This window comes from Kitasatospora sp. NPDC127116, from assembly GCF_042677365.1.
GTDB lineage: Bacteria > Actinomycetota > Actinomycetes > Streptomycetales > Streptomycetaceae > Kitasatospora > Kitasatospora lactacystinica.
The window spans coordinates 14,885-39,104 of sequence record NZ_JBHXTL010000078.1 but is presented as its reverse complement, the minus strand read 5'-3'; the positions used below and the strand labels follow the sequence as shown (position 1 = coordinate 39,104).

The following is a 24,220-nucleotide window of genomic DNA, read 5'->3' as shown; positions in this document are numbered from 1 at the left end:
ACCAGCGTGCCACCCCGCCCGGCGCACGCGCACCGCCCGTGCACCCGAACGGCCCCCTGGCGAACAGGGGTGGCTGATATGACCGGTCCTTTCCGCAGGAAGAGCAGCGCCCGATTCGGCGCAGGCGCGCACCCAGGGGCACGCAGAGCCGCTTCACGCGCCCCTGGTGTGCGCCCTGGGGAGGCAGCCGGGGCGCACGGGAAGGGTGCGGCACGGGCCCGGAGGCACGACGGGGGCGCGGGGGCGGTGGGGCGGTGGGCGCACGGCGTCCGACGCGGCGGCAACGGACGCACGGGCCGATGCGCGGGGAGGCCCCCACGGCCACCGGGGGCCACCGGGGGCCCTCCGGGGGCCGTACGGCGCTCCGGCACAATGGCGGCATGCGAGCAGTGGTGCAGCGAGTGACCGAGGCCCGGGTGACCGTGGCCGGTGAGACCGTCGGCGCGATCGAGGGACCGGGGCTCTGCGTCCTGGTCGGCGTCACCCACGACGACACCCCCGCGAAGGCCGCCCAGCTGGCCCGCAAGCTCTGGACGCTGCGGCTGCTGCCCGCGAACGACGAGGGCGTCGAGCAGAGCTGCTCGGACCTCGGCGCCCCGCTGCTGGTGATCAGCCAGTTCACGCTCTACGGCGACGCCCGCAAGGGCCGCCGCCCCACCTGGAACGCCGCCGCCCCCGGCCCGGTCGCCGAACCGCTGGTGGACGAGGTGGTGGCGCAGCTGCGGGCGCTGGGCGCCAAGGTGGAGACGGGCCGGTTCGGCGCCGACATGCAGGTGGCGCTGGTGAACGACGGCCCGTTCACCGTCCTCGTCGAGGTCTGAGCGGCCCCTACTGCGGGACGATCACGTCCTGGGTGCCGGGCACCGTCCCGGCCAGCAGCACGGCGTCCACCGGGACGTTCCGCTTGACGATCGCCAGCGCGATCGGCCCCAGCTCGTGGTGCCGGGCCGAGGAGGTCACGAAGCCCAGCGCCCGCCCGTCCGGGTCGGTGGCCAGCCGCACCTCGGTGCCGTGCGGGGGCAGCGACTCCTCGGTGCCGTCCAGGTGCAGGAAGACCAGCCGGCGCGGCGGCCGGCCCAGGTTGTGCACCCGGGCGACGGTCTCCTGGCCGCGGTAGCAGCCCTTCTGCAGGTGGACGGCGGTGCGCAGCCAGTCCACCTCGTGCGGGATGGTCCGGTGGTCGGTCTCGAAGCCCAGCCGCGGCCGGTGGCCCTCGATCCGCAGCGCCTCGTACGCCCAGACCCCGGCCGCCGGGCCGTACCCGGCGGTGAGCCGCCCCAGCTCGCCGCGCGGCACGAACAGGTCACGCCCGTACGGGAGTTCGCGGACGGCGGCGGCGCCCTCCACGGAGGCGGTGGAGCCCGCCGGCAGGTGGACCACGGCGTACTCGGCGGTCGCGTCGGCGACCTCCACCCGGTAGAAGAACCGCATGCCGTCCAGGTAGGCGACCAGCGCCTCCTGGGTGCCCGGCTCGACGTGCGCCCAGGTGGTGGTGCCGTCGTCCACGAGGTAGAGCGCGTGCTCGACGTGCCCGTTCGGGGAGAGCACCAGCGCCTCGGCGGCCTGCTGCGGCGGCAGCTCGCTGACGTGCTGGGTGAGCAGCAGGTGCAGCCAGGAGAGCCGGTCCGGGCCGGTCACGGTGACCACGCCGCGGTGCGAGAGGTCGACGAAGCCGGCGCCCTGCGACAGGTTGCGTTGCTCGCGGAAGATGTCGCCGTAGTGGGCGGCGACACCCTCGTCGGCCCCCTCGGCGGGGACGGCTCCGGGCAGGGAAAGCAGCGGGCTCTTCACACCGGTCATACCGGCCAGCTTACGGCTGCTCCCCGGCGACCTTGGCGGTGCAGTCGGCACAGCGGCCGAAGATGGCGAAGTGCTTGAGGTCGGTGTCGAAGCCGTGCCGCTCGCGCAGGCTGTCGATCAGCGGCTGGGCGATCTCGGTACTGGTCTCGGTGACCTGCTCGCAGTCCCGGCAGACCAGGTGCAGGTGGTGGTGGCGGCCGGCCAGGTGGTAGGTCGGGGCGCCGTGGCCGAGGTGGGCGTGCGACACCAGCCCCAGCTCCTCCAGCAGCTCCAGGGTCCGGTAGACGGTGGAGATGTTGACGCCGCTGGCGGTCCGGCGGACGTGGCAGAGGATGTCGTCGGGGGTGGCGTGGTCGAGTTCGTCGACGGCCTCCAGCACGAGCTGGCGCTGCGGGGTGAGCCGGTACCCGCGTTCGCGCAGGTCGGCCTTCCAGTCGCCGGAGAGCTGCCAGTCGGTGGTGCCGGTGTCCGCCACGGTACTCGTCCCTGCCAATGGTCGGGGGTCCTGGGGCAAGTGTAGGGACCGGCCGCGGGCCGGTCCCTACCTCGTGCACGGAAGTGCCGGTCGTGCGACCGGCCTGCGCCATCGGCCTACTTGAAGAACGCGATGCCGTCGTCCGGCAGGTCGTTGATGTCCTTGATCAGCTGGGCCGGGCTGAGCACCTTCTTCAGCTGCGCGGACATGTACGGGCGCAGCGGCACGTTCGGGGCGGCCTTCTCGCCGACCCAGAGCAGCTCGCCGTTGACGAAGCCGTACAGCCGCTTGCCGCCCGAGTACTCCGGGGAGCCCTCGATCCGGGCGACCGCGTCGGTGGAGACGTCGACCTGCGGCTTGCCGTCGGCCAGCTCGCCGTACCAGATCTCGACCGTGCCGTCGTCGCGCACGGAGGAGATCTCGATCCCCCGGGCGCCGCTGGTGCCGTCGTGGTTGCTGGTGATGCGCCAGAACGCGTGCTCGTTCTCCAGCGGACGGACCTTCTCGCCCTCCTCGTTCAGCACCCAGGTGCGGGAGCGGAACTCCAGGAAGGGGCGGCCGTCGTGGCGGATCACGATCTCCTGGCCGAAGTTGCACTTCTCCGCGCCCGGGCCCCCGTCACCCGGCAGAGGGGCGTAGACGCCCGCGCCCTCCCAGGTGCCGAGGAGGAAGGCGAGCGGGACGACGTCCTTGTGGAGGTCGGAAGGGATCTCGATCATGTTCCTGGTCGCTGTTCTCGTCGGTGTGGGCCTGCCTCAACCGTACGGCAGGCTCAGCGCTGGCCCTGGTACAGCTTCATCACCGAGAAGATGGCGAACCAGGTGATCAGCACGGCCATGAGGGCCAGCAGACCGTCGAAGAAGATTTCCAGACCGGACACGGGTGGCTCCCAGGCGGCGACAGTGTGGTGGATTGTGCTCGGCTCACTCTATCCGCCGGGTTCCGGCCGGTCGCGGTGAGCCCCACCACGTCGCGGTTCGCGCCGCCTTCCCGCGGCTGCCCAAGCTTTGCCCAAGGGTTCCGGGGATGCCGGACGGCGGGGGCGGCCCGACCTCTATGGTGGCGCCATGTCGAAGAAACTGGTCATCAAGGTCACCGCAGGGGCGGACGCGCCGGAGCGGTGCTCGCAGGCGTTCACGGTGGCGGCGGTGGCCGTCGCCAGCGGGATCGACGTCTCGCTCTGGCTGACCGGGGAGTCCTCCTGGTTCGCGCTGCCGGACCGGGCGGCGGAGTTCGAACTGCCGCACGCGGCACCGCTTCCGGACCTGCTGGAGTCGATCCTGGCGGCCGGCTCGGTGACGCTGTGCACCCAGTGCGCGGCCCGGCGCGGCATCGAGCAGAAGGACACCGTCGAGGGTGTCCGCATCGCGGGCGCCCAGGTCTTCGTCAGCGAGATCATGGCGGACGGCGTCCAGGCGCTCGTGTACTGACGCCTCCCCCGGGCCCTACGGGTGCTCCTCGTGGTCGGGGCGGTCCCGGTCGTGGCCGGGCTCGTCCCACTTCGGGTCGTCCCAGCGCGGGTCGTCCCACCAGTCGTCGTCCGGGTCCCGCTTGTTGGCGAACACCGCGGCGGCGGGCGGGATGACCATCGCGACCACGCACATGCCGATCGCCGCGCCGACCGAGAAGAACCGCACCACGCCCCAGGCCATGACGAACAGCCCCAGGCACACGCCCATCATGGCGAAGTAGTAGCGACGCCGCCGCCTTGCCTGCACCCCTCCACGGTACGACCGAGGGCCCCTGCACGGCAGGGGCCCTCGGGGTGATCCGGGAACGTCGCGGCTCCGGTCAGACCGCGATCGCGACCTCGACGGCGGTGCCCTGGGAGGCCACCACCTGGCGGTCCACGGTCTGGCCCGGCACCAGCGCGCGCAGGGTCCACTTGCCCGGGCGGGCGAAGAACCGGAACTGGCCGGTCGCCGAGGTGGGCACCTCGGCCGTGAACTCACCGCCCTCGTCCAGCAGCCGGACGTAGCCGTTGACCGGCTCACCGTCGCGGGTCACCGAACCCTGGATGATCGTCTCGTTCGCCACGTCAACTCCTGCCAGGTCCGGGCCGCCGGCCTTCGCACCGCACATGTCTGCCTACCTTCTGACTTACTGGCCTTCTGACTTACGGGTCGGGCCTGGGCTCAGTTGCCGAGCTCGATCGGCACGCCGACCAGGCTGCCGTACTCGGTCCACGAGCCGTCGTAGTTCTTGACGTTCTCCTGGCCGAGCAGCTCGTGCAGCACGAACCAGGTGAGCGCGGAGCGCTCGCCGATGCGGCAGTAGGCGATGGTGTCCTTGGCCAGGTCGATGCCCTCGGCCTCGTACAGCGCCTTGAGCTCGTCGTCGCTCTTGAAGGTGCCGTCGTCGTTGGCGTTCTTGGCCCACGGGATGTTGCGGGCGCTCGGCACGTGGCCGGGGCGCTGCGACTGCTCCTGCGGGAGGTGGGCCGGGGCCAGCAGCTTGCCGGAGAACTCGTCGGGCGAGCGGACGTCGACCAGGTTCAGGGTGCCGATGGCGGCGAGCACGTCGTCGCGGAAGGCGCGGATCGAGGAGTCGACGGCCTGCGCCGTGTACTCGGTGGCGGGGCGGGCCGGCACCTCGGCGACCAGGTCGCGGGAGTCCAGCTCCCACTTCTTGCGGCCGCCGTCCAGCAGGCGGACGTCGCCGTGGCCGTACAGCTTGAAGTACCAGTAGGCGTACGAGGCGAACCAGTTGTTGTTGCCGCCGTACAGGACGACGGTGTCGTCGTTGGCGATGCCCTTGGCGCTGAGCAGCGCCTCGAAGCCGGCCTGGTCGATGAAGTCGCGGCGGACCGGGTCCTGGAGGTCCTGCTTCCAGTCGATCCGGACGGCGTTGCGGATGTGGTTCTTGTCGTACGCGGAGGTGTCCTCGTCGACCTCGACGATCACGACCTTCGGGTCGTCCAGGCGGGCCTGGACCCAGTCGGCGTCGACCAGGACGTCGCTGCGGCTCATGGTGGGTTCTCCATCCGAGGGCGGTTGTACGGAAGGTGCTGCTCAGGAGGGTGCTGCAGGGTGCCCGAGTGGGTGCGGTCCGAAATCCTGTCCGAATACCGGGACGAGGGGGCGGACCGGCGCGGCCGGGCAGTGAACTGCGGAGTACCTCGGCGACCGCCCGCTCACAGAGCCGGACGCGGTCACCGGAAAGATCGGCGGCGGGCTTCAACTGCCCAGCCGGAGCGCCGAATCAGCGCATTCGACACAGACAGGCGGACACGCGGCACAGGTCTACCGCCCGCCGCTTCGTGAGGTCCGTCTGTCGCTTCATGCCGACGATGCTAGGGACACCGGAGGCCCGCTGTCATCAGCGTATCGAATGGTGGGATCGAAACGACCGCATGATGGGATTTTGCCCCGGACGGGCCCGCGGGAGCCCGAATCAAAGCCGTCCGAACGCATGCGCGGGGCGGAAACGGCACCGCTCCACGGTCCGCGCTGGACAGCGCGTCTCGCGGAGCGGAACGTTTCGGGGGACCGAGACCGGGACGGGGACCGGGACGGGGACCGGGACGGGGACCGGGACGGGGACCGGGATGGAAACCAGGACCGGGCCGGGGATCAGCCCAGCAGCTTGACGCCCTTGCCGTCGAAGGTCAGCTGGAGGCCCTCCGGCAACGGCGTCACCCCGCTGCCGCCGTCCTTGTCGGCCAGCTTCAGCCCGGCCGGCAGCGAGTCCAGGGTGAAGCTCATCGGCTCCAGCTGCTGGTTGGTGGCACCGGCCACCAACCCCGCCAGCGAGCTCAGCCGGAAGCCGTCCACCGTGACGGTGTTCCCCTTGTTGTGCACGGTGCCCTCGCCGATCGCGATCGGCCCCAGCGAGGCCTTGACCTTGCCCGGACCGGCGTAGGACAGCGTCAGCCGCGAGTTGCCGCCCACCGGCAGCTTGGCCCCGTGCAGCAGCTGGGAGGCCGGCGGCAGCAACTGCGCGAGGTCCGGGTACGAGATCACCCCGCTGCCGGTGCCGCTGTCCACCGTGGCACTGCTCATGCTGTCGCTGACCTTGACGCCGGAGAGCTGCGCCTTGAACGAGTGCAGCGCCACCTGGTGACTGCCGTCCCCGACGGTCAGGCCGTCGGAGGAGATCCGGACGTCGTCCAGCTTCATCGACACCACCTGGGTGAGGAACGGGAAGCCCTCGATCGAGACGTCCGGGCGCTGGCTCATCCGGCCGCTCTTCACGATCCGGTCGGCGGCCTCGTCCTCGGCCACGCCCACCGCGATCCGGTCGGCCCCCAGCAGCAGGCCGGAGAGCACCGCCAGGCCGATCGTGGCCTTCAGCCATCCGCGCATCGTGTCCCCCGTCGTCGCCGCTCGCTGTGGTCGTTCGTCGCTGAAATCGTTCGCAGTGGGTCGTTCGCAGTGGGTCGTTCGTCGTTCCGCGGCGGACGCGGGACACGTCCGCCCTCGCACGACCGTACGACGTCCGGCTCCGGAACATGGTTCCGGAGCCGGAATCCGACCCTGCGCGCAGCGGACGGGAGGATCAGGCCAGCAGCTCGGTGGCGATCCAGATCAGCGGCGCGGCCACCGCCAGCGGCAGCGCCACCCCCGCCGTCATGTGCACGAAGCGGGACGGGAAGTCGTACGCCGCGACCCGACGGCCGACCAGCGCACCCAGCCCGGCCAGCGCACCCAGCGCCACCGGCGCCCCGACCAGCAGGCCCAGCACCACCGCCGCGGCCAGACCCAGCACCGGGCCCAGCTGCTTCGGTCCGGGCAGCGGCGCCGCGGCCAGCAGGGTGGCCAGCGCCACCGCGCCCACCGCGGCCGGCACCCAGTCGGCCAGCAGCAGCATGGTGCACAGCGCGGTCACCACGGTGGCCGAGCCGAGCACGGTCAGCGCGTAGAACCGCTCCTTCGGGTCCGACGGACGGAACGTCTGCAGCACCAGGACGAGCAGGAAGAACCCGCCCAGGGTGCCCACCACCGCCGCCACGCCGCCGTCGGAGTCCGCCAGCAGCACCGCCACGTCCGCCGTGAAACCGGCCAGCGCGGCGAGCAGGATGCCCTGCCGGGCCGGCCACATGCCGTTCAGCCGGAACCAGCCGGCCGCCGTCAGCAGCTGGAGCAGCGCGACCACCAGGGCCAGCGCGACCTGCCCGAGCGCGGCACCGCCGGCCAGCAGCGCGGCCGCACCGGCGGTGATCAGGGCCGGCTGCAGGCCCGGGTCGATGATCGGCGAGCCGGTCCGGCCGCGCGGGCCCGCGGGCGGCGCGGACTGCGGTGGGACGGCCGGGAACGGCGCCGCGGCGGGGACGCCCAGCGGGCCGGGGGCCCCGGCCGGACCCGGCACGCCGGGGGCGGTCGGGCGCTTGAGCGTCATGGTCGGCGGATCGAAGGCCTCCGCCGGCTGCGGCGCGGGAGCCGGCTGCGCCGCGGGGGCCGCGTGCCGGGCCCGCGGCCCCCGCGGCTGCTGGAGCTGGAGCTGGATCGTCGGGTCCGGCTGGGGCTGCTCCGGCTGCTCCGACTGCCGGCGCCGCTGCTGCCTCGACTGCTGCTGCTGCGGCTGCGGCTGCTGGAACTGGTGGGGCTGGTGGGGCTGCGGCTGCTGGTACGGCCGGGGCTGTTGCGGCTGCTGGGGCCGGGGCTGCGGCTGGAACTGCTGCTGGTGCGGCTGGTGGGGCTGGTGCGACCGGGGCGGCGGCGCGACCGGCACCGAACCGGACACCACCACCGGCGGAAGCAGCGCCGTCACCTCGGCGTCGTCCACGGCCGGCACCGGCGGCATCACCGTGGTCGCGGCCGCGTCGTCGAACGCGGGCACCGGCGGCATCACCGTGGTCGCCGCCGCGTCGTCCACCGGGAAGCCGTACGGCGACGGCTGGCCCGGCTGCTGCGGCGGGACGTGCGACTGCTGCGGGCGCGGGTGCTGCTGCGGGTGCGGGTGCTGCTGCTGCGGGTGCTGCTGCTGCGGGTGCTGCTGCTGCGCCCGGGGCGGGTACGGCTGCTGCGGTTGGTGGGGCTGCTGCGGCCATCCGCCGTAGCCGCCGCGGTTCGGGTCGTTCGGGTTGTTCATGTCCGTCACGCCGCTCAGCCTCCCGCGAACGGGGGGAGGACCTCCACCGTCCCGCCCTCGGTCAGGGCGACGGTCGCGTGGTCGCGGCCGCCCACCTGGGCCCCGTCGACCAGGTACGAGCAGTGCCCGAGCAGCCGGACGAGCTTCGGCCGGTCGGCGTGCCGTTCCCTGGCCGCCGTCAGCGCCTCCGCCAGGGTCGCCGCCTCGTACGGCTCCTCGGCCAGCCCGGCCTCGGACTTCGCCGCCGCCCAGTAGCGGATCGTCCCGCGCGCCCGGGCGCCGCTCGCGGGCTCGGTGGTCACGCCCATCGGGCCACCCCTTCTCGTCGTCCTCGCCCGGTGCCGGTGTCCCGGTCCGGCTCGACACCTCAACGGCCGCCCGACCACCCGAACGATGGACCCGAACAGCGACTTCGATGCGCGTCCCATGATGGCGTGTCCGCCGCCACGAGCGGCAATCGCCCTGGCCGGGCCGGCACGGAGAAACGCACCTGAGCGCCACCGGGGCGCGCCGGACCGGCGCTCGAAGCTGTGTCCAGCCTCACCCGGCGCACGCCCGAATTGGGCGAACCGCCGGATTCCCGCACTCCCGGTGGAGGGGGCGGTCGGCTATCCTCGACCACCAAGAGGGATCCGGGCAGAGTCGCCCCCGGGTCCTTTTGTGCTTTCAGGACGCCAGTACGGACGTTCTTGCGATTCGTCGGCCCACCCCCGGCGCGCAGCAGGAACCGCCCCGCCTGACGCGGCACAACGACGTGCCCCGGCCGGCCGGGGCACCGCCACCGGCACCGGGCCGCCACCCGGCACCGGACCAGACCGGAGGGTTCGCGGTGATGAACAGGGCAGAAACGGTGCGCCAGGGGTTGCGGGACCCCCGGCCGACCCGCCGTCGCGCCCTGCTCGCCGTCCGCTCCCCCGGTTCGCCGCGGCCGACCGTCGTCCTCCCCTCCCCCTCAGCACGTGCGCCATCCGGCTGTGGCGGCAGCCGTAACGCGACCGCGACGACCCGGAAAGGGGACCACCGGGCATGAGTTCTCTCCTCCTCCTCACCAATGCGCTGCAACCCTCCGCCGAGGTGCTGCCCGCCCTCGGACTGCTGCTCCACAACGTCCGGGTGGCGCCCGCCGAGGGCGCGGCCCTGGTGGACACCCCCAGCGCGGACGTCATCCTGGTCGACGGCCGGCGTGACCTGCCGCAGATCCGCAGCCTCTGCCAGTTGCTGCGCTCCACCGGCATCGGCTGCCCGCTGATCCTGGTGGTGACCGAGGGCGGCCTGGCCGCCGTCACCGCCGAGTGGGGCATCGACGACGTCCTGCTGGACACCGCAGGCCCGGCCGAGGTCGAGGCCCGGCTGCGGCTCGCCCTCGGCCGCCTCCAGGTCGTCACCGACGACAGCCCGATGGAGATCCGCAACGGCGACCTCTCGGTCGACGAGGCCACCTACTCCGCCAAGCTCAAGGGCCGGGCGCTCGACCTCACCTTCAAGGAGTTCGAGCTGATCAAGTACCTCGCGCAGCACCCCGGCCGGGTCTTCACCCGGGCGCAGCTGCTCCAGGAGGTCTGGGGCTACGACTACTTCGGCGGCACCCGGACCGTGGACGTGCACGTCCGGCGGCTGCGCGCCAAGCTCGGCGTGGAGCACGAGCAGCTGATCGGCACCGTGCGCAACGTCGGCTACCGCTTCGTCGTCCCGGAGAAACCCGACAAGGGCGAGCGGCCGGAGCTCGCCCAGCGCCCCGCCACCCCCCTGGACGCCTGAGCCGGGCCCGCCCGGACACCGCTCCGGAGCCGGGCGGGCCGCGCCCCGCCCGGCTTGTCCGGTTCCTCCCGGAGAGGCCCGTCGGCCTGCCGAACAAGGCCCCGGACCCCACTGCCGCCCCGGAGGCCACACGCGTAGACTCCCCCCGTGGCCAAAGTGACGCGCGACGATGTAGCCCGGCTGGCTGGTACCTCGACCGCGGTCGTCAGCTACGTCATCAACAACGGGCCGCGCCCGGTCGCGCCCGCGACCCGGGAGAAGGTCCTCGCGGCGATCGATCAGCTCGGCTACCGGCCGAACAGCGTCGCCCAGGCGATGGCCTCCCGCCGCACCAACCTGATCGGCATGGTCGTCCCGGACGCCCGCCAGCCCTTCTTCGCCGAGATGGCGCACGCCGTGGAACGGGCCGCCTCCGACCGCGGCAAGCTCGTGCTGATCGGCAACTCCGACTACGTGGACGACCGCGAGGTGCACTACGTCCGCGCGTTCCTCGGGATGCGCGTCTCCGGTCTGATCCTGGTCAGCCAGGGCCCCTCGCAGCGCGCCGCCGAGGAGTTCGCCGCGATGGAGGGCGCCAAGGTGGTGCTGCTGCACCGCCGGCCCGAGGCGATCGACGACGTCGCGGTGGTCACCGACGACGTGGCGGGCGCCGAGGCCGTGGTGCGCCACCTGCTGGAGGTGCACGGGCACCCGTACGTGGCCTGCTTCGGCGGCCCGGTCGAGTCCCCCGCCCCCGGCGACCCGGTCATCGACCACGTCGAGGGCTGGCAGCGCGCCATGGACGCGCACGGCATCCCCACCGAGCCGCACCTGATCGACGCGCCCTTCCACCGCTACGGCGCCTACGACGTCGCGCTCGGCCTGCTCCGCTCGCCGGACCGGCCGCGGGCGATCTTCTGCTCCACCGACGACCAGGCGATCGGCGTGCTGCGGGCCGCCCGCGAGGTCGGCCTGCGGGTCCCGGAGGACCTCGCGGTGGCCGGCTTCGACGACGTGCCGGAGGCCGCGCTCGCCGACCCGCCGCTGACCACCGTCGCCTCCGACCGCGACGCGATGGCCCGGGCCGCCGTGGACCTGGTGCTGGACGACTCGCTGATGGTGCCCGGCTCGGACACCGAGCGGGTCCGCACCTTCCCGTCCCGGCTGGTCATCCGCCGCTCCTGCGGCTGCGGCGGCTCCGCCCCGGGCCGATCCGTACCGGAGTAGCCGATTCCGCTCGGCAGGCCGCCTGACCAGGCTTTATGAGAACCCAACGGGCTTCTCTCCCCGTTCTGAGCCGGTTCTCATGCACTCCTCATGCAGCGGGACGAGCTTGGTCGGCATGAGCGAACAGCAGCGGTACCCCGGCGAGCAGTACGGCCCGTACGAGCCCCACGCGTCCCACCCGCAGCACGACCAGTACGGCCAGTACGAGCAGTACGGCCCGTACGGCCAGTACGAGCAGCAGGGCCCGGACCGGGCCCCGGAACCCCGGGTGATCGAGGGCACCGTGCTCGGCGCCGGCCGGACCGCCGACGCCCACGGCACCACCGGCCCGGCCGGGTACGGCTACCGCGAGGACCACTCCGGCGGCGTCTTCGACGGCCCGCCGCCGCCCCCGCCCACCCCGCCCGAGCCGCCCACGATCCTCGGGCCGGGCTCCCCCGAGGGCCCCGGCGACCACGGCAACCGGGCCCGGCGCGGACTGCTGCGCGGGCGGCTCGCCCTGGTCACCGCCGTCGCCGCGATCGCCGCCGTCCTCGGCGGGGTCACCGGCGGCCTGGTCGCCGGTGACCGGCAGGGTGCCGACAACCGCGTCGGCACCGTCGCCAGCCCGGTCTCCGCCCGCTCCGACGGCAGCGCCGACGTGGCCGCCATCGCCGCCGCCGTCTCGCCCAGCACCGTCCAGATCACCGTCAAGAACGGCAACGGCACCGCCACCGGCACCGGCGTCGTCCTCGACACCGACGGCCGGATCCTCACCAACTACCACGTGATCGACACCGCGACCGCCGGCGGCCGGATCACCGTCACCTTCAAGGACGGCTCCACCGCCCAGGCCACCGTCACCGGCACCGACAAGGCCCTCGACGTCGCCGTGATCACCGCGACCGGCGCCAAGAACCTCACCCCCGCCGTCCTCGGCGACTCCTCCGCCGTGGCCGTCGGCGACCCGGTCGTCGCCATCGGCAACCCCGACGGACTCACCGGCACCGTCACCTCCGGCATCATCAGCGCCGAGAACCGCGACGTCACCGTCCAGCTCGACGAGGGCAGCACCAGCAACAACGGCGGCTTCGGCCTCCCCTTCCTCCCCGGCGTCCCCGGCCTGCGCGGCACCACCCCGCAGCCCACCGGCGGCAGCAGCACCACCTACAAGGCCTTCCAGACCGACGCCGCGCTCAACCCCGGAAACTCCGGCGGCCCGCTGATCAACGCCAACGGCCAGGTCATCGCCGTCAACTCGGCGATGTACGCGCCCGGCGGCTCCGGCTCCTCCGGCGGCGGCTCGGCCGGCAGCGTCGGCCTCGGCTTCGCCATCCCGATCAACGACATCAAGCAGGTCCTGCCGAAACTCGAAGCCGGCCAGAACCTGTGAGCCACACTCGCTGAGACGGACAATTGCTCCCAGCAGGCCCTCCACCCGACGAGAAAGGGCACCCGCCCATGACCCCGTCCGCCGACGACCGCACCACCGCCGAGGCCGGCCACCCCTCCGCCCGGCTCCTCGTGGTCGACGACGAACCCGCCCTCCGGGACGCCCTGGAGAGCAGCCTCGCCTTCGAGGGGTACGAGGTCGCCACCGCCACCGACGGCTACGAGGCCCTGGAATCCGTCGAACGCGACCGGCCCGACCTCGTCCTGCTGGACATCATGATGCCCCGGATGGACGGCCTCACCGCCGTCCGCCGGATGCGCTCGCGCGGCGACACCGTCCCGGTCCTGATGCTGACCGCCCGCGACGCCGTCGGCGACCGCGTCACCGGCCTCGACGTCGGCGCCGACGACTACCTCGCCAAGCCCTTCGAGCTCGACGAACTGCTCGCCCGCGTCCGCGCCCTGCTGCGCCGCAACGCCCTCGCCGCCGAGGCCGCCGCCCGCGCCGCCGTCGAGGACGAGAGCGAGGTCCTCTCCTTCGCCGACCTGCGGATGAACACCGCCACCCGCGAGGTCACCCGGGCCGGCAAGCCGATCGAGCTCACCCGCACCGAGTTCATGCTGCTGGAGATGTTCCTCGCCCACCCCCGCCAGGTCCTCACCCGCGAACAGATCCTCAAGGCGGTCTGGGGCTTCGACTTCGAGCCCTCCTCCAACTCCCTGGACGTGTACGTGATGTACCTGCGCCGCAAGACCGAGCAGGGCGGCATGCCCCGCCTGATCCAGACCGTGCGCGGCGTCGGCTACGCCCTGCGCCAGGCCGCCGGCACGAGCGCGTGAACAACGTTCCGCCCCCTCCGCTGACCCCTCCGCAGGCCCGGACCCGCACGCCCGACCGCCGACAGCGCCTCCTCCACTGGTTCCGCTCCCGCTCCCTGCGCAGCCGCCTCATCTTCCTGAGCGCGGCGGCGGTGGCGGTGGCGATCGCGCTGTCGGCACTGGCGTGCTGGTTCATCGTGGAGAAGCAGCTGTACGGGCAGGTACGGGCCGACCTGGCGAGCGCGCCCCCGGGCATGGTCGGAAGGAACCTCACCTGCTACGACACCCCGGAACACGCGCTGGAGCGCCAACCCGTCAGCGGACTGCCGGAGACCAGCGGAGCCGCCACTCGGGACACCCAGTTCCTCGCGCTCGGCAAGGGGGTCTGTCTGCCTCCCACCGCGACCAAGGCGATCGTGACCGAGCCCAAGGACTCGGTGGCCTTCACACTCAAACCCGGCCAGTCGATCATCCGGGAAGGCCAGTACACCAACGGGGATCCCGCGCTGGTCCGGCTGACGATGGACCCCAGGTACACCGTGCCGGTCGTCGTCATGGTGGCCACCTCCACCCAGCCCGTCGAGGACTCCCTCCAGGGCCTCGCCATCCTCCTCGGCTCGGTCTCCGTCGGCGGCATCCTGCTCGCCGCCGTGGCCGGCCGCCTGGTCGCCCGCTCCGCCCTGAAGCCCGTCGACCAGCTCACCGACGCCGTCGAGCACATCGCCCGGACCGAGGAGGTCGGCACCACCATCCCGGTCCACGGGGACGACGAGATCGCCCGGCTCTCCACCTCCTTCAACTCGATGAGCACCGCCCTCGCCAACTCCCGCGAGCGGCAGACCCGGCTGATAGCCGACGCCGGGCACGAGCTCCGCACCCCGCTGACCTCCCTGCGCACCAACGTCGACCTGCTGATCCGCAGCAACGACACCGGCCGCCCGCTGCCCGCCGCGACCAAGACCAAGCTGCTCGGCAACATGAAGGCGCAGATGCAGGAGCTCACCCTGCTGATCGGCGACCTGCTCCAGCTCTCCCGCCCGGACACGCCGAAGAGCGGCCCGGCCCTCACCGTGGTCGCCCTGCACGAGATCGCCGGACGGGCCGTCGAGCGGGCCGAACTGCGCGGCCCGGGGCTGGTGTTCGAGACCGACACCGAGCCCTGGTACGTGCACGGCGACGCGGCCGGGCTGGAACGCGCGGTGATCAACCTGTTGGACAACGCGGTCAAGTACAGCCCGCCCGGCGGCACCATCGAGGTCCGGCTGCACCAGGGCGTGCTGACCGTCCGCGACCACGGCCCCGGGATCCCTCCGGACGAGCTCCAGTACGTCTTCGACCGGTTCTGGCGCTCGCCCTCCTCACGCCAGCTGCCCGGCTCCGGCCTCGGGCTGTCGATCGTCGCTCAGAGCGTCCGGGAGGCGGGCGGCGAGGTCACCCTCGGTCCGGCGGCCGACGGCGGCCCGGGCGCGCTGGCCACCGTCCGGCTGCCCGGCGGCCCCGCCCCTCCCGGGCCGGCTCACGGTCAGTCGATGTCGCTGCCCGGGCCGATGATCTTGATCCGGTCCTGCGCCGGGGCCTGGAGCGGCGAGGCCGCCGAGCTGTGGGCGCTCAGGTAGGTCGCGAAGAGGTCCAGGTCCGAGGCGCCGACCAGCTTGTCGGTGCCGGCCGCGAAGGCCGGGAAGCCGTCGCCGCCGCCGGCCAGGAACTCGTTGGCCGCGACCCGGTAGGTGGCGGCCGGGTCGACCGGGGCGCCGTTCAGCCGGACCGAGTCCAGGACCACCCGGTCCGCGCCGGTCTTGCGCATGTCCAGGGTGTAGTGCAGGTTCGAGGACACCTGGAGGACCTTCGGCGCGGCGGTGTTGGAGCCGCTCACCTGCTGCTGGAGCAGCTGGATCAGCTGGGCGCCGGTCAGCGTCTTGACCTGCATCATGTTGGTGAACGGCTGGACGGTGAACGCCTCGCCGTAGGTCACCACGCCGTCGCCCTCGCCGCCGGAGGCCTTGTAGACCAGGTCGGAGCGGATGCCGCCGGGGTTCATGAAGGCGACCTGCGCGCCGCCCTTGTCGGCCGGGGCGAGCCCGGCGAGCTGCGCGTCGGCGATCACGTCACCGAGCGGCTTCTCCAGGTCGCTGTTGCCGCGGCCGTTGATGTCCGAGGCGATGTAGCCGATCGGACGGTTGGCGATCGGGGCGGCCAGCTTGGAGTAGCGGTCGACCAGCGCCGTCATGTCGGGCGCCTTCTCGACCGTGCGGCGCACCACGTGGTTCTCGGCCTTGACCGAGGGGCGCACGATCTCGCCGGTGGTCTTGTCCAGCTTCATGTCGATCTCGGTGAAGAGCCGGCCGAAGGAGGCGGCACTGGTCACCGAGCGCGGGACGCCGTTGGGGTCGGGGATGCTGCAGGCGTACGCGTTGTGGGTGTGGCCGGTGACGATGGCGCCGACCGCCGGGTCGATCTTCTTGGCGATGTCGACGATCGGGCCGGAGATGCCCTGGCCGGCCGCGCCGCAGTCGTAGTTGTAGACGCTGCTGGCCGGGTACCCGCCCTCGTGGATCAGCGCGACGATCGAGTTGACGCCCTTGGCCTTGAGCTCGGCGGCGTACTTGTTGATCGTGGTGACCTCGTTGGCGAACTTCAGGCCCTTGACGCCCTCGGCGGTCACGATGTTCGGCGTGCCCTCCAGGGTGACGCCGATGAAGCCGACCTTCACGCCCTGGGACTTGGTGATCCAGTACGGGGCCAGCAGCGGCTTGCCGGTCTTCTCGTCGGTGACGTTGGCCGACAGGTAGTTGAAGTTGGCGCCCTTGAAGGTGCGGCCGGGCTCGTAGCAGCCGTCGGTCGGGTGGCAGCCGCCGTCCTGCATGCGGCGCAGCTCCTGCGCGCCCTCGTCGAACTCGTGGTTGCCCACGGAGGTGACGTCCAGGCCGAGCTTGTCCATCGCCTCGATGGTCGGCTCGTCGTGGAAGAGCGCCGAGGTGAGCGGGCTGGCGCCGAGGATGTCGCCGGCCGCGACGGTGATCGAGTCGTCGGCCGGGATGCGCGCCTTGCGCAGCTCGGTGGCCAGGTACTCGATGCCGCCGGCCGGGGTGGCGACCTCCTTGCCGGTGGCCGGGTCGATCTCCTTGATCGTGCCGGACGAACCGGCCGGGGGCTCCAGGTTGCCGTGGAAGTCGTTGATCGCCAGCAGCTGGAGGTTGACGGTCTTGTGGCGCTTGGCGTCGGCGTCGGCGGCCTGGGCGGCCGTCGGCACGACCACCGTGCCGAACAGACCTGCGGCGGCGACGACGGCGAGCGCCGTCCGTCGGGATCTGACGGTGAGCATGAAGGGTTCCCCTGCACCTTGGAAGGAGCACCGGCTGTGGACAGCATCGGCGTTCGAACATGTGTTGCGACTGCGAAGCCTAGGGTCAACGCGCGTAGCTGTCAGGACGTCGAACGTAACGAGAGGATTACCTACTGACGAACCGTCGCCGTCCGCCGGATGCGGAGACCGTGCGGAAGAGCCCCGACGACCCCGCTCAGACTCCCGGCTCGGAAGCCAACTGCCTTTCCGCACGCACCCGTTCGGCCACCGCGTCCTCGGTCATCGCGCGGTCTGTGTAGACCAGCGGACGCTCGGCCTCGGTGATGATGTGCTTGACCACCTGGACGTTGCCGTTGACGTCCCAGACCGCGATGCCCGGCGACAGGGTGGGGATGATCTCCACCGCCCAGCGCGGCAGGCCCAGCACCCGGCCGGTGGCCCGCGCCTCCTCGGCCTTCTGCATGTAGATCGTCCGGGTGGAGGCCATCTTCAGGATCGCCGAGGCCTCCTTCGCGGCCGCGCCGTCCACCACGTCGGACAGGTGGTGCACCACCGCCACGAAGGACAGGCCGAGCCGGCGGCCGAACTTCAGCAGCCGCTGGAACAGCTGGGCCACGAAGGGGCTGTTGATGATGTGCCAGGCCTCCTCGACCAGGAAGATGCGCTTCTTCCGGTCCGGCCTGATCCAGGTGTGCTCCAGCCACACCCCGACGATCGCCATCAGGATCGGCATCGCGATCGAGTTGCGGTCGATGTGCGAGAGGTCGAAGACGATCAGCGGCGCGTCCAGGTCGATGCCGTCGGTGGTCGACCCGTCGAACATGCCGCGCAGGTCACCGTCGACCAGCCGGTCCAGCACCAGCGCCACGTCCAGGCCCCAGGACTGCACCTCGTCCACCGCCACGCCCAGCGACTCCACCGAGGACAGCTCGGGGCTGCGCAGGGTGTCGATGATGTCGTTCAGCACCGGCTGGCGGTCCTGCACCGAGGCCACCACATGGGCGTGCGCGGCCTTCAGCGCGAAGCCCGCCCGCTCCTCCAGCCCGCGCCCCATCGCCACCTCGACGATGGTGCGCAGCAGCGACAGCTGGCCGGTCTGGGTGATCGCCGGGTCCAGCGGATTGAGCTTCACCCCGCCGTCCCGGGCCGCCATCGGGTCCAGCCGGACCGGCTTTATGCCCAGCGCGTTGGCGATCAGGTTCCACTCGCCCACGCCGTCCTCGCCCTGCGCGTCCAGCACCACGACCTGGCGGTCACGGAACCTCAGCTGCCGCAGCACGTACGTCTTCTCCAGCGCCGACTTGCCGTTGCCGGACTCCCCGAGCACCAGCCAGTGCGGGGCGGGCAGCTGCTGCCCGTACAGCTGGAAGGGGTCGTACACGTACCCCTTGCCGCTGTACACCTCGCGGCCGATGATCACACCCGAGTCCCCCAGCCCCGGGGCGGCGGTGGGCAGGTAGACGGCCTGCGCCTGGCCGGTGGAGGTGCGCACCGGCAGGCGGGTGGTCTCCACCTTGCCGAACATCAGGCTGGTGAACGCATCGGTGAGGTTGCCGAGCGCCATGGGCGGTCTCCTGACGGGTCAGCGGTGGACGGACGTGCGGGTGCGCGGGTTGCGGGTGCGCGGGTGCGCGGGTCGGCCGGTGCGCTCAGCGGCGGATGCCGGTGGCGAACGGGAGGGTGTTGACGAAGGCCCGGTGGTGCTCGCGGTCGCACCACTCCAGCTTGAGGTAGCTCTTGCCGGCCGAGGCCCGGATGGTCCGCTTGTCGCGGGCCAGCGCGTCGGGGTTGCGCGAGGAGACCGTGATGTAGCCGACCAGGTTCACCCCGGCCGCGCCGGAGGCCAGGTCGTCGCCGCGCTGGTCCACCCGGCCGGTGTGGGCCAGGTCGCGCGGGTCCACCGTGCGGTTCATCTTGGCCGCACGGCTGGCCTCGGCCTCGTCGTTGGTCTTCTCGGTCAGCATCCGCTCGATCGCGACGTCGGTGGGCTCCAGGTCCATCGTCACCGCCACCGTCCGGATCACGTCCGGGGTGTGCACCAGCAGCGGCGCCAGGAAGTTGACGCCCACCGGGGTGAGCGGCCACTCCTTGATCCACGCGGTGGCGTGGCACCACGGCTCCCGGGTCGCCGACTCGCGGGTCTTCGCCTGCAGGTACTGCGGCTGGGTCGCGTCCAGCTCGGCCGGCCAGGCGTTGCGCCGGGACATCGCCTGGATGTGGTCGATCGGGTGGTCCGGGTCGTACATCGAGTGCAGCAGCGAGGACAGCCGGGCCTGGCCCAGCGGCTGGCGCACCCGGATGTCCGCCTCGGCCAGCCGGGCGCAGATGTCCGTCAGCTCGCGCGCCATCACGGCCGCCAGCCCCTCGTCGTCCCGCGCCCGCCGCCCGGTGGCCGTCCGGCCCATCGCGTGCGCCTCGGCCGCCAGGTCACGGGTGTAGTGCATGCAGGCCACCAGGTACGCCCGGTGCTGCTCCGAGGAGGTCGACACCATCGACTGGAGCTGGTCGTACGAGTCCTGCAGCCAGCGCGGCGAGGACGGGTCACCGCGCCGCTCGACGTCCTTGGCGTGCGCGTCCGGGTCCGCCGGCAGAGTCCGGGCCAGGATCTGCAACCGGGTCACGAAACCGTCCCCGTTGGCGACGTGCTTCAGCAGCGTCCCGAACCGGTCGACCAGGGCCTCCTGGTCCTCCGAGTCGCGCAGACCGACGCCCGGGCCCTCGATCTCGATCGCGGCCGTCACCGTACGCCGCTCCAGGTGCATCAGCACCCCGACCTCGTCCGGCCCGAACGGCGCCGCCAGCCAGCGCAGCCGCCCCACCCCGGGCGGCGGGCCAACCTCCACCTCCCGGCCGTCCAGCCGGGTGCCGGCGTCCATCACGTCCGAACGCCACACCGCCCGCCCGCTGCGGACCGTCCGACGGTAGGTGCGGTTGATCTCCACCCACTTGTAGAACGTCCTCTTGCGGTACGGCACGTACACCGCCGCGATGGCGAGCGCCGGCAGACCGACCAGACCACCGATCCGCAGCGGCAGGACCGGCATCAGCAGGCCCCAGAGCATGCCGAGGAAGGCCCCGAAGATGATCAGCACGATCTCGCCGGACTCCCGGTTCCGGCCGATCGGCGCGTTCGGGCGGGCCTTGCCGATCAGGTAGGTGCGGCGCTGGTGCACGTACGGCTGGGCGTACTGGGCACCGTACTGGCCGAGCGGTTCACTGCTCACTTACCCGTCACCCTCCCTTCGCTGGATTGCTGTCGCGGATCGGAACCGGGGCCTGCGGCGGCCCGCCCTGCGGCGGCGGGGCCGGCGTCCGGCCCGCGTGGGCGGCGATGCCCGGCGCGACCGAACCGCCGCCCGCACCCCCGCCACCCGTGCCGGCCCCCTGCGGACCGCGGTCGCCGTGGGTGGTGATGCCCTGCTTCATCAGGTTCGCGGTGCCGTTGATCATCGCCGAACCGGCCTGCACGGCGTTGGCCCGGGCCCCGCGCATATTCAGCAGCTCGTCGCCGAAACCCGGCACGAAGCGGTACACCGCGGCACTCGCGAAGATCGACAGGAACAGGATCGCCAACCCGGACAGCACCCGGGCGAAATCGTCGTCGGCCCCGGACCCCGTCGCCACCGCCCCCGCCAGGCCCAGGATGACCACGATGATCGGCTTCGCCAGATCCACCGCCAGCATCACGCCCGCCCAGCGCCGCACGTGCTTCCACAGCTGCCGGTCCACCAGCCCCGCGTACACCGCCGTCCCCAGCAGCGCGCCGACGTACAGCATCGCCGCCCGGATCAGCAGCTCGATCCAGAGCACCGCCGCCGCCAGCACCGCGACCAGCGACACGATCACCAGGATCAGCGGACCGCCGCCCACGTCACCCTTCTCCAGCGTGTCGGCGAACCCGCCCAGGTACGACCCGGTGTCCGTCTTCGTCCCGACCGCTATCGCCTTGGTCAGCCCGTCCGTCACGCTCACCACGGTGAACAGGATCAACGGCGTGAACGCGGACGCCACCACCGTCAGCCACAGGAAGCCGATCGCCTCCGAGAACGCCGTCGTCAACGGCGCCCCCCGCACCGCCCGCTTCGCCACCGCCAGCAGCCACAGCACCAGCGTGATCACCGTCGACACGGCGAACACCACGGCGTACTGCTGCAGGAACGACGCATTGGTGAAGTCCACCTGCGTCGTCCCGTCGATCGCCCCCGACAACTTCCGCACCACCCACGCCGCGGCCTGCGCACAGCTCTTGGCCAACGACCCGAGGGGGTCGGTCACGGCCCCGACGGTGCCGCTCCCGGGGATGACGACTGCTCCCCCCGGGGCACAGCCCGCATCACTGCCGGGGATCGGAAGATCGACCTTCTGACAGGTCGGAGTGGCCGTCGGCGAAGGCTCTGCGAACACCCGCTGGGCCGCCGACAGTGCCGCCACCTGCAAGGTGGCCAGCACACCGGCGAGGGTGCCCACACGGCGCCGTGTGCCGGAACGGCGTGAGGTCTGGTCAACGCGCAAAACGGAACCCCCCGAACTGCTGGACGGCGCCGGTGATCTCATCGGCGGTGGCGGCCTGCTGGTCTGCGGGCACCGGCGCGGGGCCCTGCCTGCTGGTGTAGTCGGTGAGCTTCCAGTCGCTGCCCGTCCAGTGCAGCGAGAGCGTGAGGGTGAACCAGTTGGTGGTCACCGGCTGGACGGAGCGTTCGCCGGCGAGGCCGGTGAGGCCGGTGCACCACACCTCGATCTTGGCGTCGCCCTCGCTGTAGCCCGTCGATTTGGTGCCGACCGGGACGGTGCGGCTGACGAAGGTGAGGCCCTTGGGCGCGCGGCCCTGGGCCTCGAGGCCGTAGCGGGTGGCGGTGTCGCCGCCGAAGCCCTGGTCCAGCCGGCTCTGGAGCCCGGCCAGGGCGCCCGGGTCGGTGATGGTGGCGACGATGCCGTGCCGGCTGTCGGTGCGGAACATGTCCGCGGAGCCGATCGCCACCGCGTAGTTGGTGGCGGCCGACTGGGCGCCCGGTTCGGTGTGCGGGTAGCCGGTCGGGATGCCGTTGACGGTGGTGCCGGCGGGCTGGTCGCCGCTGGGGGCGGGGCCGGCGCCAGAGCCGGATCCGGCGCCGGCGCGGTCGGCGGAGGAGCCGTCGCTGCCGGTACCGGTGCCGGGTGCGACGCGGTTGGCGACGGCGATGGCCACCACGAGCAGGGTGACGACGGCCAGGACGGCCAGCAGGGCGCGCAGCGGGCGGGTCTGACGGTGGTTCGACGGGGGGGAGGACTGTTCGCCGACCGGCAGGCGCGTACGGGTGCGCGGCTGGTCGTCGGACAACGGCACGGCGGCCCTCCTGGTGCGGGGAGCCGGGGCGGCTCCGGGGGCCCTCCGTCCGGGGGCGGGCGCGGACGGGGGGTGGGAACGGGGGTGGATTCCTGGCGGGTCGGCTGTCGGAGGGGGTCCGGGCGGGGGCCCGGTCTCAGGCAGGTCGGACTACTGCTGTCCGATCGTCAGATCGCCATGCCGTAGACAATGGTGAACAGGGTGCCCAGTGATCCGATGATGAACACGCCGGTCAGTCCGGCGACGATCAGTCCCTTGCCCTGTTCGGCGCCGAAGCTGTCGCGCATCGCGGTCGCACCGATCCGCTGCTTGGCCGCGCCCCAGACCGCGATGCCGAGGCAGAGGAGGATGGCGACGGCCATGATGACCTCGACCATCACCCGCGCCTCCGACCCGAGGGTCGCGAACGGCCCCCAGTCCGGGGCGATTCCGCCGATGATGGTGTCGATGTTCGGCTTCTTGGGGGGGTCCTCGGCCAGGTGGCCGACCGCATTGGTGTGCACGCTGCTCAGGTTCATTTCCATCTCACCGCCCGATCAGGCAAATTCAAGGGCCCGGACCCGGCCCGCGCGAAGGGTCGGTACCTATTCTTGGCCAGATCTGATGTCGACTTGGCTACTTCTCGCGAATCGGTCGTGAGGCATCGGACACGTACGCGAGGATGTACACCGTACGAAGGATAGCGCTCACTGTTCGTATCTCTGATGATTGCGGTGAGCAACGCCTTCCGGGACACTTCGACTGACGATTCGTCGGGATGGTGCTGATGGTACTCCGGAAGGCCGGTACGGCCGCCGCCGCTGCGGGAGTTGTTGCGTTCGGGTTCATCGGGCTGGTGACGATGGGGACTTATGCGGCAAGTGGGACGCCGCAGCAGGCGGCGAATCGTTCCGCCCTCTCCCCCGGAACGGTCCCCGCGGCCTACCAGGACCCGATCCAGAAGTGGGGCGCGCTCTGCGCGGAGATCTCCCCTCCGATGCTCGCGGCGCAGCTGTACCAGGAGAGCGGTTTCGACCCCAGGGCGCGCTCCGGGGTCGGGGCGCAGGGCATGGCGCAGTTCATGCCCAGCACCTGGCCCGACTACGCCACCGACGGCAACGGGGACGGCAGGGCGGACGTCTGGGACCCGCTGGACGCGATCGCCTCGGCGGCGACCTACGACTGCGCGATCGCCAAGCGGGTCGCGAAGGTCCCGGGCGACCCCCAGGCCAACCTGCTGGCGGCCTACAACGCCGGCGAGGGCGCGGTGGAGAAGTACAACGGGGTGCCGCCGTACAAGGAGACCCAGGGCTACGTGCGGAACATCCAGGCGATGGCCCGCAGCTTCACGGCGCCCGCCTCGCCGACCGCGCCGCTGGAGGTGTCCCCGCAGTCGTCGGCCGCGATCTACTTCGCGCAGACCAAGCTCGGCACCCCGTACCTGTGGGGCGGTGAGGGCCTGCCCTCGCAGAGCGGGCGGTTCGACTGTTCGGGCCTGACCCAGGCCGCGTTCGCCAGTGTGGGCATCACCCTGCCCCGGGTGGCCAACGACCAGTGGTACGCCGGGCCGCACCCGTCGCGCGATCAGCTGCGGCCGGGCGACCTGGTGTTCTGGGCGACGGACCTGAGCGATCCGCGGAGCATCCACCACGTCGGGATCTACGTGGGCGGCGGGTACATGATCAACGCCCCGCACACCGGCGCGGTGATCCGCTACGACAAGATCGACACCCGGGAGTACATCGGCGCGACCCGGGTCACCTCGGACGGGGCCCAGGCGCTGCCGACCCGCAACAACGACGGCGCGGTCAACGCTCCGTCCCGCCCGGGCGGGACGGAGCCCACCGCCCCCGCGGGGAACCAGGGCGGCACCCAGGGCCTCCCCCAGGGCGGCGCGCCGGGAAGCGCCCCGGCGACCCCCGCCCGGTCGGCCGTCGCCGCCCCGCCCGCACCTGCCGGGCCGGCTCCCGCCGGGGCGGGTCGGTAGGTGCGGTGGGGCCGGGACGGCGGGGAGCTGTGTGCGCGCTGTGGACGCTGAGTCAAGTTTCCATAACCGCGCGTTTCCGTGGAACGCTGTGTCCCGGTGATGACGTTGGGTCCGGTGGTCCCTCGTCAGCTTTCGGCGCCGGGCGGGCCCCGGCGGGAACGTACAGGT

General features: G+C 72.2%; 24 protein-coding genes. 8 read left to right on the top strand and 16 right to left on the bottom strand.

Annotated elements, in window-relative coordinates; all coding sequences use genetic code 11:
• The first annotated feature begins 380 nt into the window (after positions 1 to 380).
• Entirely contained in the window at positions 381 to 821 is a 441-nt protein-coding gene (dtd, locus tag ACFVHV_RS27875) for a D-aminoacyl-tRNA deacylase (RefSeq protein WP_224283110.1), read from the top strand.
• A 7-nt stretch (positions 822 to 828) separates the two neighbouring features.
• Here dtd and ACFVHV_RS27870 read toward each other — a convergent pair whose 3' ends face one another.
• The 3 genes from ACFVHV_RS27870 to ACFVHV_RS27860 form a co-directional block, all read right to left on the bottom strand.
• Positions 829 to 1,791: a folate-binding protein gene (locus tag ACFVHV_RS27870; RefSeq protein ID WP_359909431.1), complete on the bottom strand. Its 963-nt coding sequence runs from the start codon at positions 1,789 to 1,791 to the stop codon at positions 829 to 831.
• Positions 1,792 to 1,810: 19 nt separating this feature from the next.
• Positions 1,811 to 2,275, bottom strand: coding sequence for a Fur family transcriptional regulator (locus ACFVHV_RS27865; RefSeq protein WP_359909404.1), 465 nt, complete (start codon positions 2,273 to 2,275; stop codon positions 1,811 to 1,813).
• 116 nt (positions 2,276 to 2,391) lie between these two features.
• Positions 2,392 to 2,994: an FABP family protein gene (locus tag ACFVHV_RS27860; RefSeq protein WP_359909407.1), complete on the bottom strand. Its 603-nt coding sequence runs from the start codon at positions 2,992 to 2,994 to the stop codon at positions 2,392 to 2,394.
• Between the two features lie 348 nt (positions 2,995 to 3,342).
• On the opposite strand from ACFVHV_RS27860, the gene ACFVHV_RS27855 reads away from it, so the two are divergent.
• A complete protein-coding gene (locus ACFVHV_RS27855) occupies positions 3,343 to 3,705 on the top strand; it encodes a DsrE family protein (RefSeq protein WP_359909410.1) in 363 nt (120 codons plus the stop codon).
• A gap of 15 nt (positions 3,706 to 3,720) precedes the next feature.
• Here the strand turns inward: ACFVHV_RS27855 and ACFVHV_RS27850 are convergent, their stop codons facing one another.
• The 7 genes from ACFVHV_RS27850 to ACFVHV_RS27820 form a co-directional block, all read right to left on the bottom strand.
• On the bottom strand, positions 3,721 to 3,993 hold the full coding sequence (locus ACFVHV_RS27850; RefSeq protein ID WP_359909413.1) for a DUF3099 domain-containing protein: 273 nt from the start codon (positions 3,991 to 3,993) through the stop codon (positions 3,721 to 3,723).
• Positions 3,994 to 4,066: 73 nt separating this feature from the next.
• Positions 4,067 to 4,357 (bottom strand): DUF1416 domain-containing protein, encoded by a 291-nt coding sequence (locus ACFVHV_RS27845; protein ID WP_030059605.1) that lies wholly within the window; start codon positions 4,355 to 4,357, stop codon positions 4,067 to 4,069.
• 53 nt (positions 4,358 to 4,410) lie between these two features.
• A complete protein-coding gene (locus ACFVHV_RS27840) occupies positions 4,411 to 5,244 on the bottom strand; it encodes a sulfurtransferase (RefSeq protein WP_380354414.1) in 834 nt (277 codons plus the stop codon).
• A gap of 232 nt (positions 5,245 to 5,476) precedes the next feature.
• Positions 5,477 to 5,557 carry an Ms5788A family Cys-rich leader peptide gene (locus ACFVHV_RS27835; RefSeq protein ID WP_353652343.1) on the bottom strand — a complete coding sequence of 27 codons (81 nt, stop codon included), beginning with the start codon at positions 5,555 to 5,557 and terminating at the stop codon, positions 5,477 to 5,479.
• Between the two features lie 290 nt (positions 5,558 to 5,847).
• A complete protein-coding gene (locus tag ACFVHV_RS27830; protein ID WP_359909419.1) occupies positions 5,848 to 6,579 on the bottom strand; it encodes a DUF2993 domain-containing protein in 732 nt (243 codons plus the stop codon).
• 193 nt (positions 6,580 to 6,772) lie between these two features.
• Positions 6,773 to 8,314: a hypothetical protein gene (locus ACFVHV_RS27825; protein WP_380354411.1), complete on the bottom strand. Its 1,542-nt coding sequence runs from the start codon at positions 8,312 to 8,314 to the stop codon at positions 6,773 to 6,775.
• A gap of 5 nt (positions 8,315 to 8,319) precedes the next feature.
• Positions 8,320 to 8,613, bottom strand: a complete 294-nt coding sequence (locus ACFVHV_RS27820) for a MoaD/ThiS family protein (protein ID WP_380354408.1) — start codon at positions 8,611 to 8,613, stop codon at positions 8,320 to 8,322.
• Positions 8,614 to 9,331: 718 nt separating this feature from the next.
• Here ACFVHV_RS27820 and ACFVHV_RS27815 point away from each other — a divergent pair.
• The 5 genes from ACFVHV_RS27815 (at position 9,332) to ACFVHV_RS27795 (ending at position 15,075) form a co-directional block, all read left to right on the top strand.
• Positions 9,332 to 10,063, top strand: coding sequence for a response regulator transcription factor (locus ACFVHV_RS27815; RefSeq protein ID WP_359915060.1), 732 nt, complete (start codon positions 9,332 to 9,334; stop codon positions 10,061 to 10,063).
• 147 nt (positions 10,064 to 10,210) lie between these two features.
• Complete coding sequence (locus ACFVHV_RS27810) at positions 10,211 to 11,269, top strand: LacI family DNA-binding transcriptional regulator (RefSeq protein ID WP_359915062.1); 1,059 nt, start codon at positions 10,211 to 10,213, stop codon at positions 11,267 to 11,269.
• A 115-nt stretch (positions 11,270 to 11,384) separates the two neighbouring features.
• Positions 11,385 to 12,641, top strand: a complete 1,257-nt coding sequence (locus tag ACFVHV_RS27805) for a S1C family serine protease (RefSeq protein ID WP_380354405.1) — start codon at positions 11,385 to 11,387, stop codon at positions 12,639 to 12,641.
• A gap of 68 nt (positions 12,642 to 12,709) precedes the next feature.
• Positions 12,710 to 13,480, top strand: a complete 771-nt coding sequence (locus tag ACFVHV_RS27800; protein ID WP_359915066.1) for a response regulator transcription factor — start codon at positions 12,710 to 12,712, stop codon at positions 13,478 to 13,480.
• Positions 13,477 to 15,075, top strand: a complete 1,599-nt coding sequence (locus ACFVHV_RS27795; protein ID WP_380354402.1) for an ATP-binding protein — start codon at positions 13,477 to 13,479, stop codon at positions 15,073 to 15,075. The genes ACFVHV_RS27800 and ACFVHV_RS27795 overlap by 4 nt, the downstream gene beginning before the upstream one ends.
• Here ACFVHV_RS27795 and ACFVHV_RS27790 read toward each other — a convergent pair.
• The 6 genes from ACFVHV_RS27790 to ACFVHV_RS27765 form a co-directional block, all read right to left on the bottom strand.
• Positions 14,982 to 16,781, bottom strand: a complete 1,800-nt coding sequence (locus ACFVHV_RS27790) for a bifunctional metallophosphatase/5'-nucleotidase (protein WP_380354400.1) — start codon at positions 16,779 to 16,781, stop codon at positions 14,982 to 14,984. The two genes, ACFVHV_RS27795 and ACFVHV_RS27790, sit on opposite strands and share 94 nt — an antisense overlap.
• Before the next feature lie 196 nt (positions 16,782 to 16,977).
• On the bottom strand, positions 16,978 to 18,327 hold the full coding sequence (locus tag ACFVHV_RS27785; protein WP_359915075.1) for an ATP-binding protein: 1,350 nt from the start codon (positions 18,325 to 18,327) through the stop codon (positions 16,978 to 16,980).
• 85 nt (positions 18,328 to 18,412) lie between these two features.
• Positions 18,413 to 19,987: an SCO6880 family protein gene (locus ACFVHV_RS27780; RefSeq protein ID WP_359915077.1), complete on the bottom strand. Its 1,575-nt coding sequence runs from the start codon at positions 19,985 to 19,987 to the stop codon at positions 18,413 to 18,415.
• A gap of 7 nt (positions 19,988 to 19,994) precedes the next feature.
• Positions 19,995 to 21,230: a hypothetical protein gene (locus ACFVHV_RS27775; protein ID WP_380354397.1), complete on the bottom strand. Its 1,236-nt coding sequence runs from the start codon at positions 21,228 to 21,230 to the stop codon at positions 19,995 to 19,997.
• Positions 21,231 to 21,264: 34 nt separating this feature from the next.
• Entirely contained in the window at positions 21,265 to 22,086 is an 822-nt protein-coding gene (locus ACFVHV_RS27770) for a hypothetical protein (RefSeq protein WP_380354395.1), read from the bottom strand.
• 167 nt (positions 22,087 to 22,253) lie between these two features.
• Positions 22,254 to 22,604, bottom strand: a complete 351-nt coding sequence (locus ACFVHV_RS27765) for a hypothetical protein (RefSeq protein WP_359914191.1) — start codon at positions 22,602 to 22,604, stop codon at positions 22,254 to 22,256.
• Between the two features lie 248 nt (positions 22,605 to 22,852).
• Between ACFVHV_RS27765 and ACFVHV_RS27760 the strand changes: the two genes are divergently transcribed.
• Complete coding sequence (locus tag ACFVHV_RS27760) at positions 22,853 to 24,052, top strand: NlpC/P60 family protein (RefSeq protein WP_380354392.1); 1,200 nt, start codon at positions 22,853 to 22,855, stop codon at positions 24,050 to 24,052.
• The last annotated feature ends 168 nt before the right edge of the window (positions 24,053 to 24,220 follow it).

Excerpts from the sequence above, each read along its gene's own strand:
- ACFVHV_RS27845 (WP_030059605.1), bottom strand. The coding sequence starts at position 4,357 with ATGTGCGGTGCGAAGGCCGGCGGCCCGGACCTGGCAGGAGTTGACGTG.
- ACFVHV_RS27860 (WP_359909407.1), bottom strand. The coding sequence starts at position 2,994 with ATGATCGAGATCCCTTCCGACCTCCACAAGGACGTCGTCCCGCTCGCC.
- ACFVHV_RS27835 (WP_353652343.1), bottom strand. The coding sequence starts at position 5,557 with ATGAAGCGACAGACGGACCTCACGAAGCGGCGGGCGGTAGACCTGTGC.
- dtd (WP_224283110.1), top strand. The coding sequence starts at position 381 with ATGCGAGCAGTGGTGCAGCGAGTGACCGAGGCCCGGGTGACCGTGGCC.
- ACFVHV_RS27805 (WP_380354405.1), top strand. The coding sequence starts at position 11,385 with ATGAGCGAACAGCAGCGGTACCCCGGCGAGCAGTACGGCCCGTACGAG.
- ACFVHV_RS27790 (WP_380354400.1), bottom strand. The coding sequence starts at position 16,781 with ATGCTCACCGTCAGATCCCGACGGACGGCGCTCGCCGTCGTCGCCGCC.
- ACFVHV_RS27765 (WP_359914191.1), bottom strand. The coding sequence starts at position 22,604 with ATGAACCTGAGCAGCGTGCACACCAATGCGGTCGGCCACCTGGCCGAG.
- ACFVHV_RS27785 (WP_359915075.1), bottom strand. The coding sequence starts at position 18,327 with ATGGCGCTCGGCAACCTCACCGATGCGTTCACCAGCCTGATGTTCGGC.
- ACFVHV_RS27840 (WP_380354414.1), bottom strand. The coding sequence starts at position 5,244 with ATGAGCCGCAGCGACGTCCTGGTCGACGCCGACTGGGTCCAGGCCCGC.
- ACFVHV_RS27760 (WP_380354392.1), top strand. The coding sequence starts at position 22,853 with ATGGTACTCCGGAAGGCCGGTACGGCCGCCGCCGCTGCGGGAGTTGTT.
- ACFVHV_RS27830 (WP_359909419.1), bottom strand. The coding sequence starts at position 6,579 with ATGCGCGGATGGCTGAAGGCCACGATCGGCCTGGCGGTGCTCTCCGGC.
- ACFVHV_RS27820 (WP_380354408.1), bottom strand. The coding sequence starts at position 8,613 with ATGGGCGTGACCACCGAGCCCGCGAGCGGCGCCCGGGCGCGCGGGACG.
- ACFVHV_RS27800 (WP_359915066.1), top strand. The coding sequence starts at position 12,710 with ATGACCCCGTCCGCCGACGACCGCACCACCGCCGAGGCCGGCCACCCC.
- ACFVHV_RS27855 (WP_359909410.1), top strand. The coding sequence starts at position 3,343 with ATGTCGAAGAAACTGGTCATCAAGGTCACCGCAGGGGCGGACGCGCCG.
- ACFVHV_RS27815 (WP_359915060.1), top strand. The coding sequence starts at position 9,332 with ATGAGTTCTCTCCTCCTCCTCACCAATGCGCTGCAACCCTCCGCCGAG.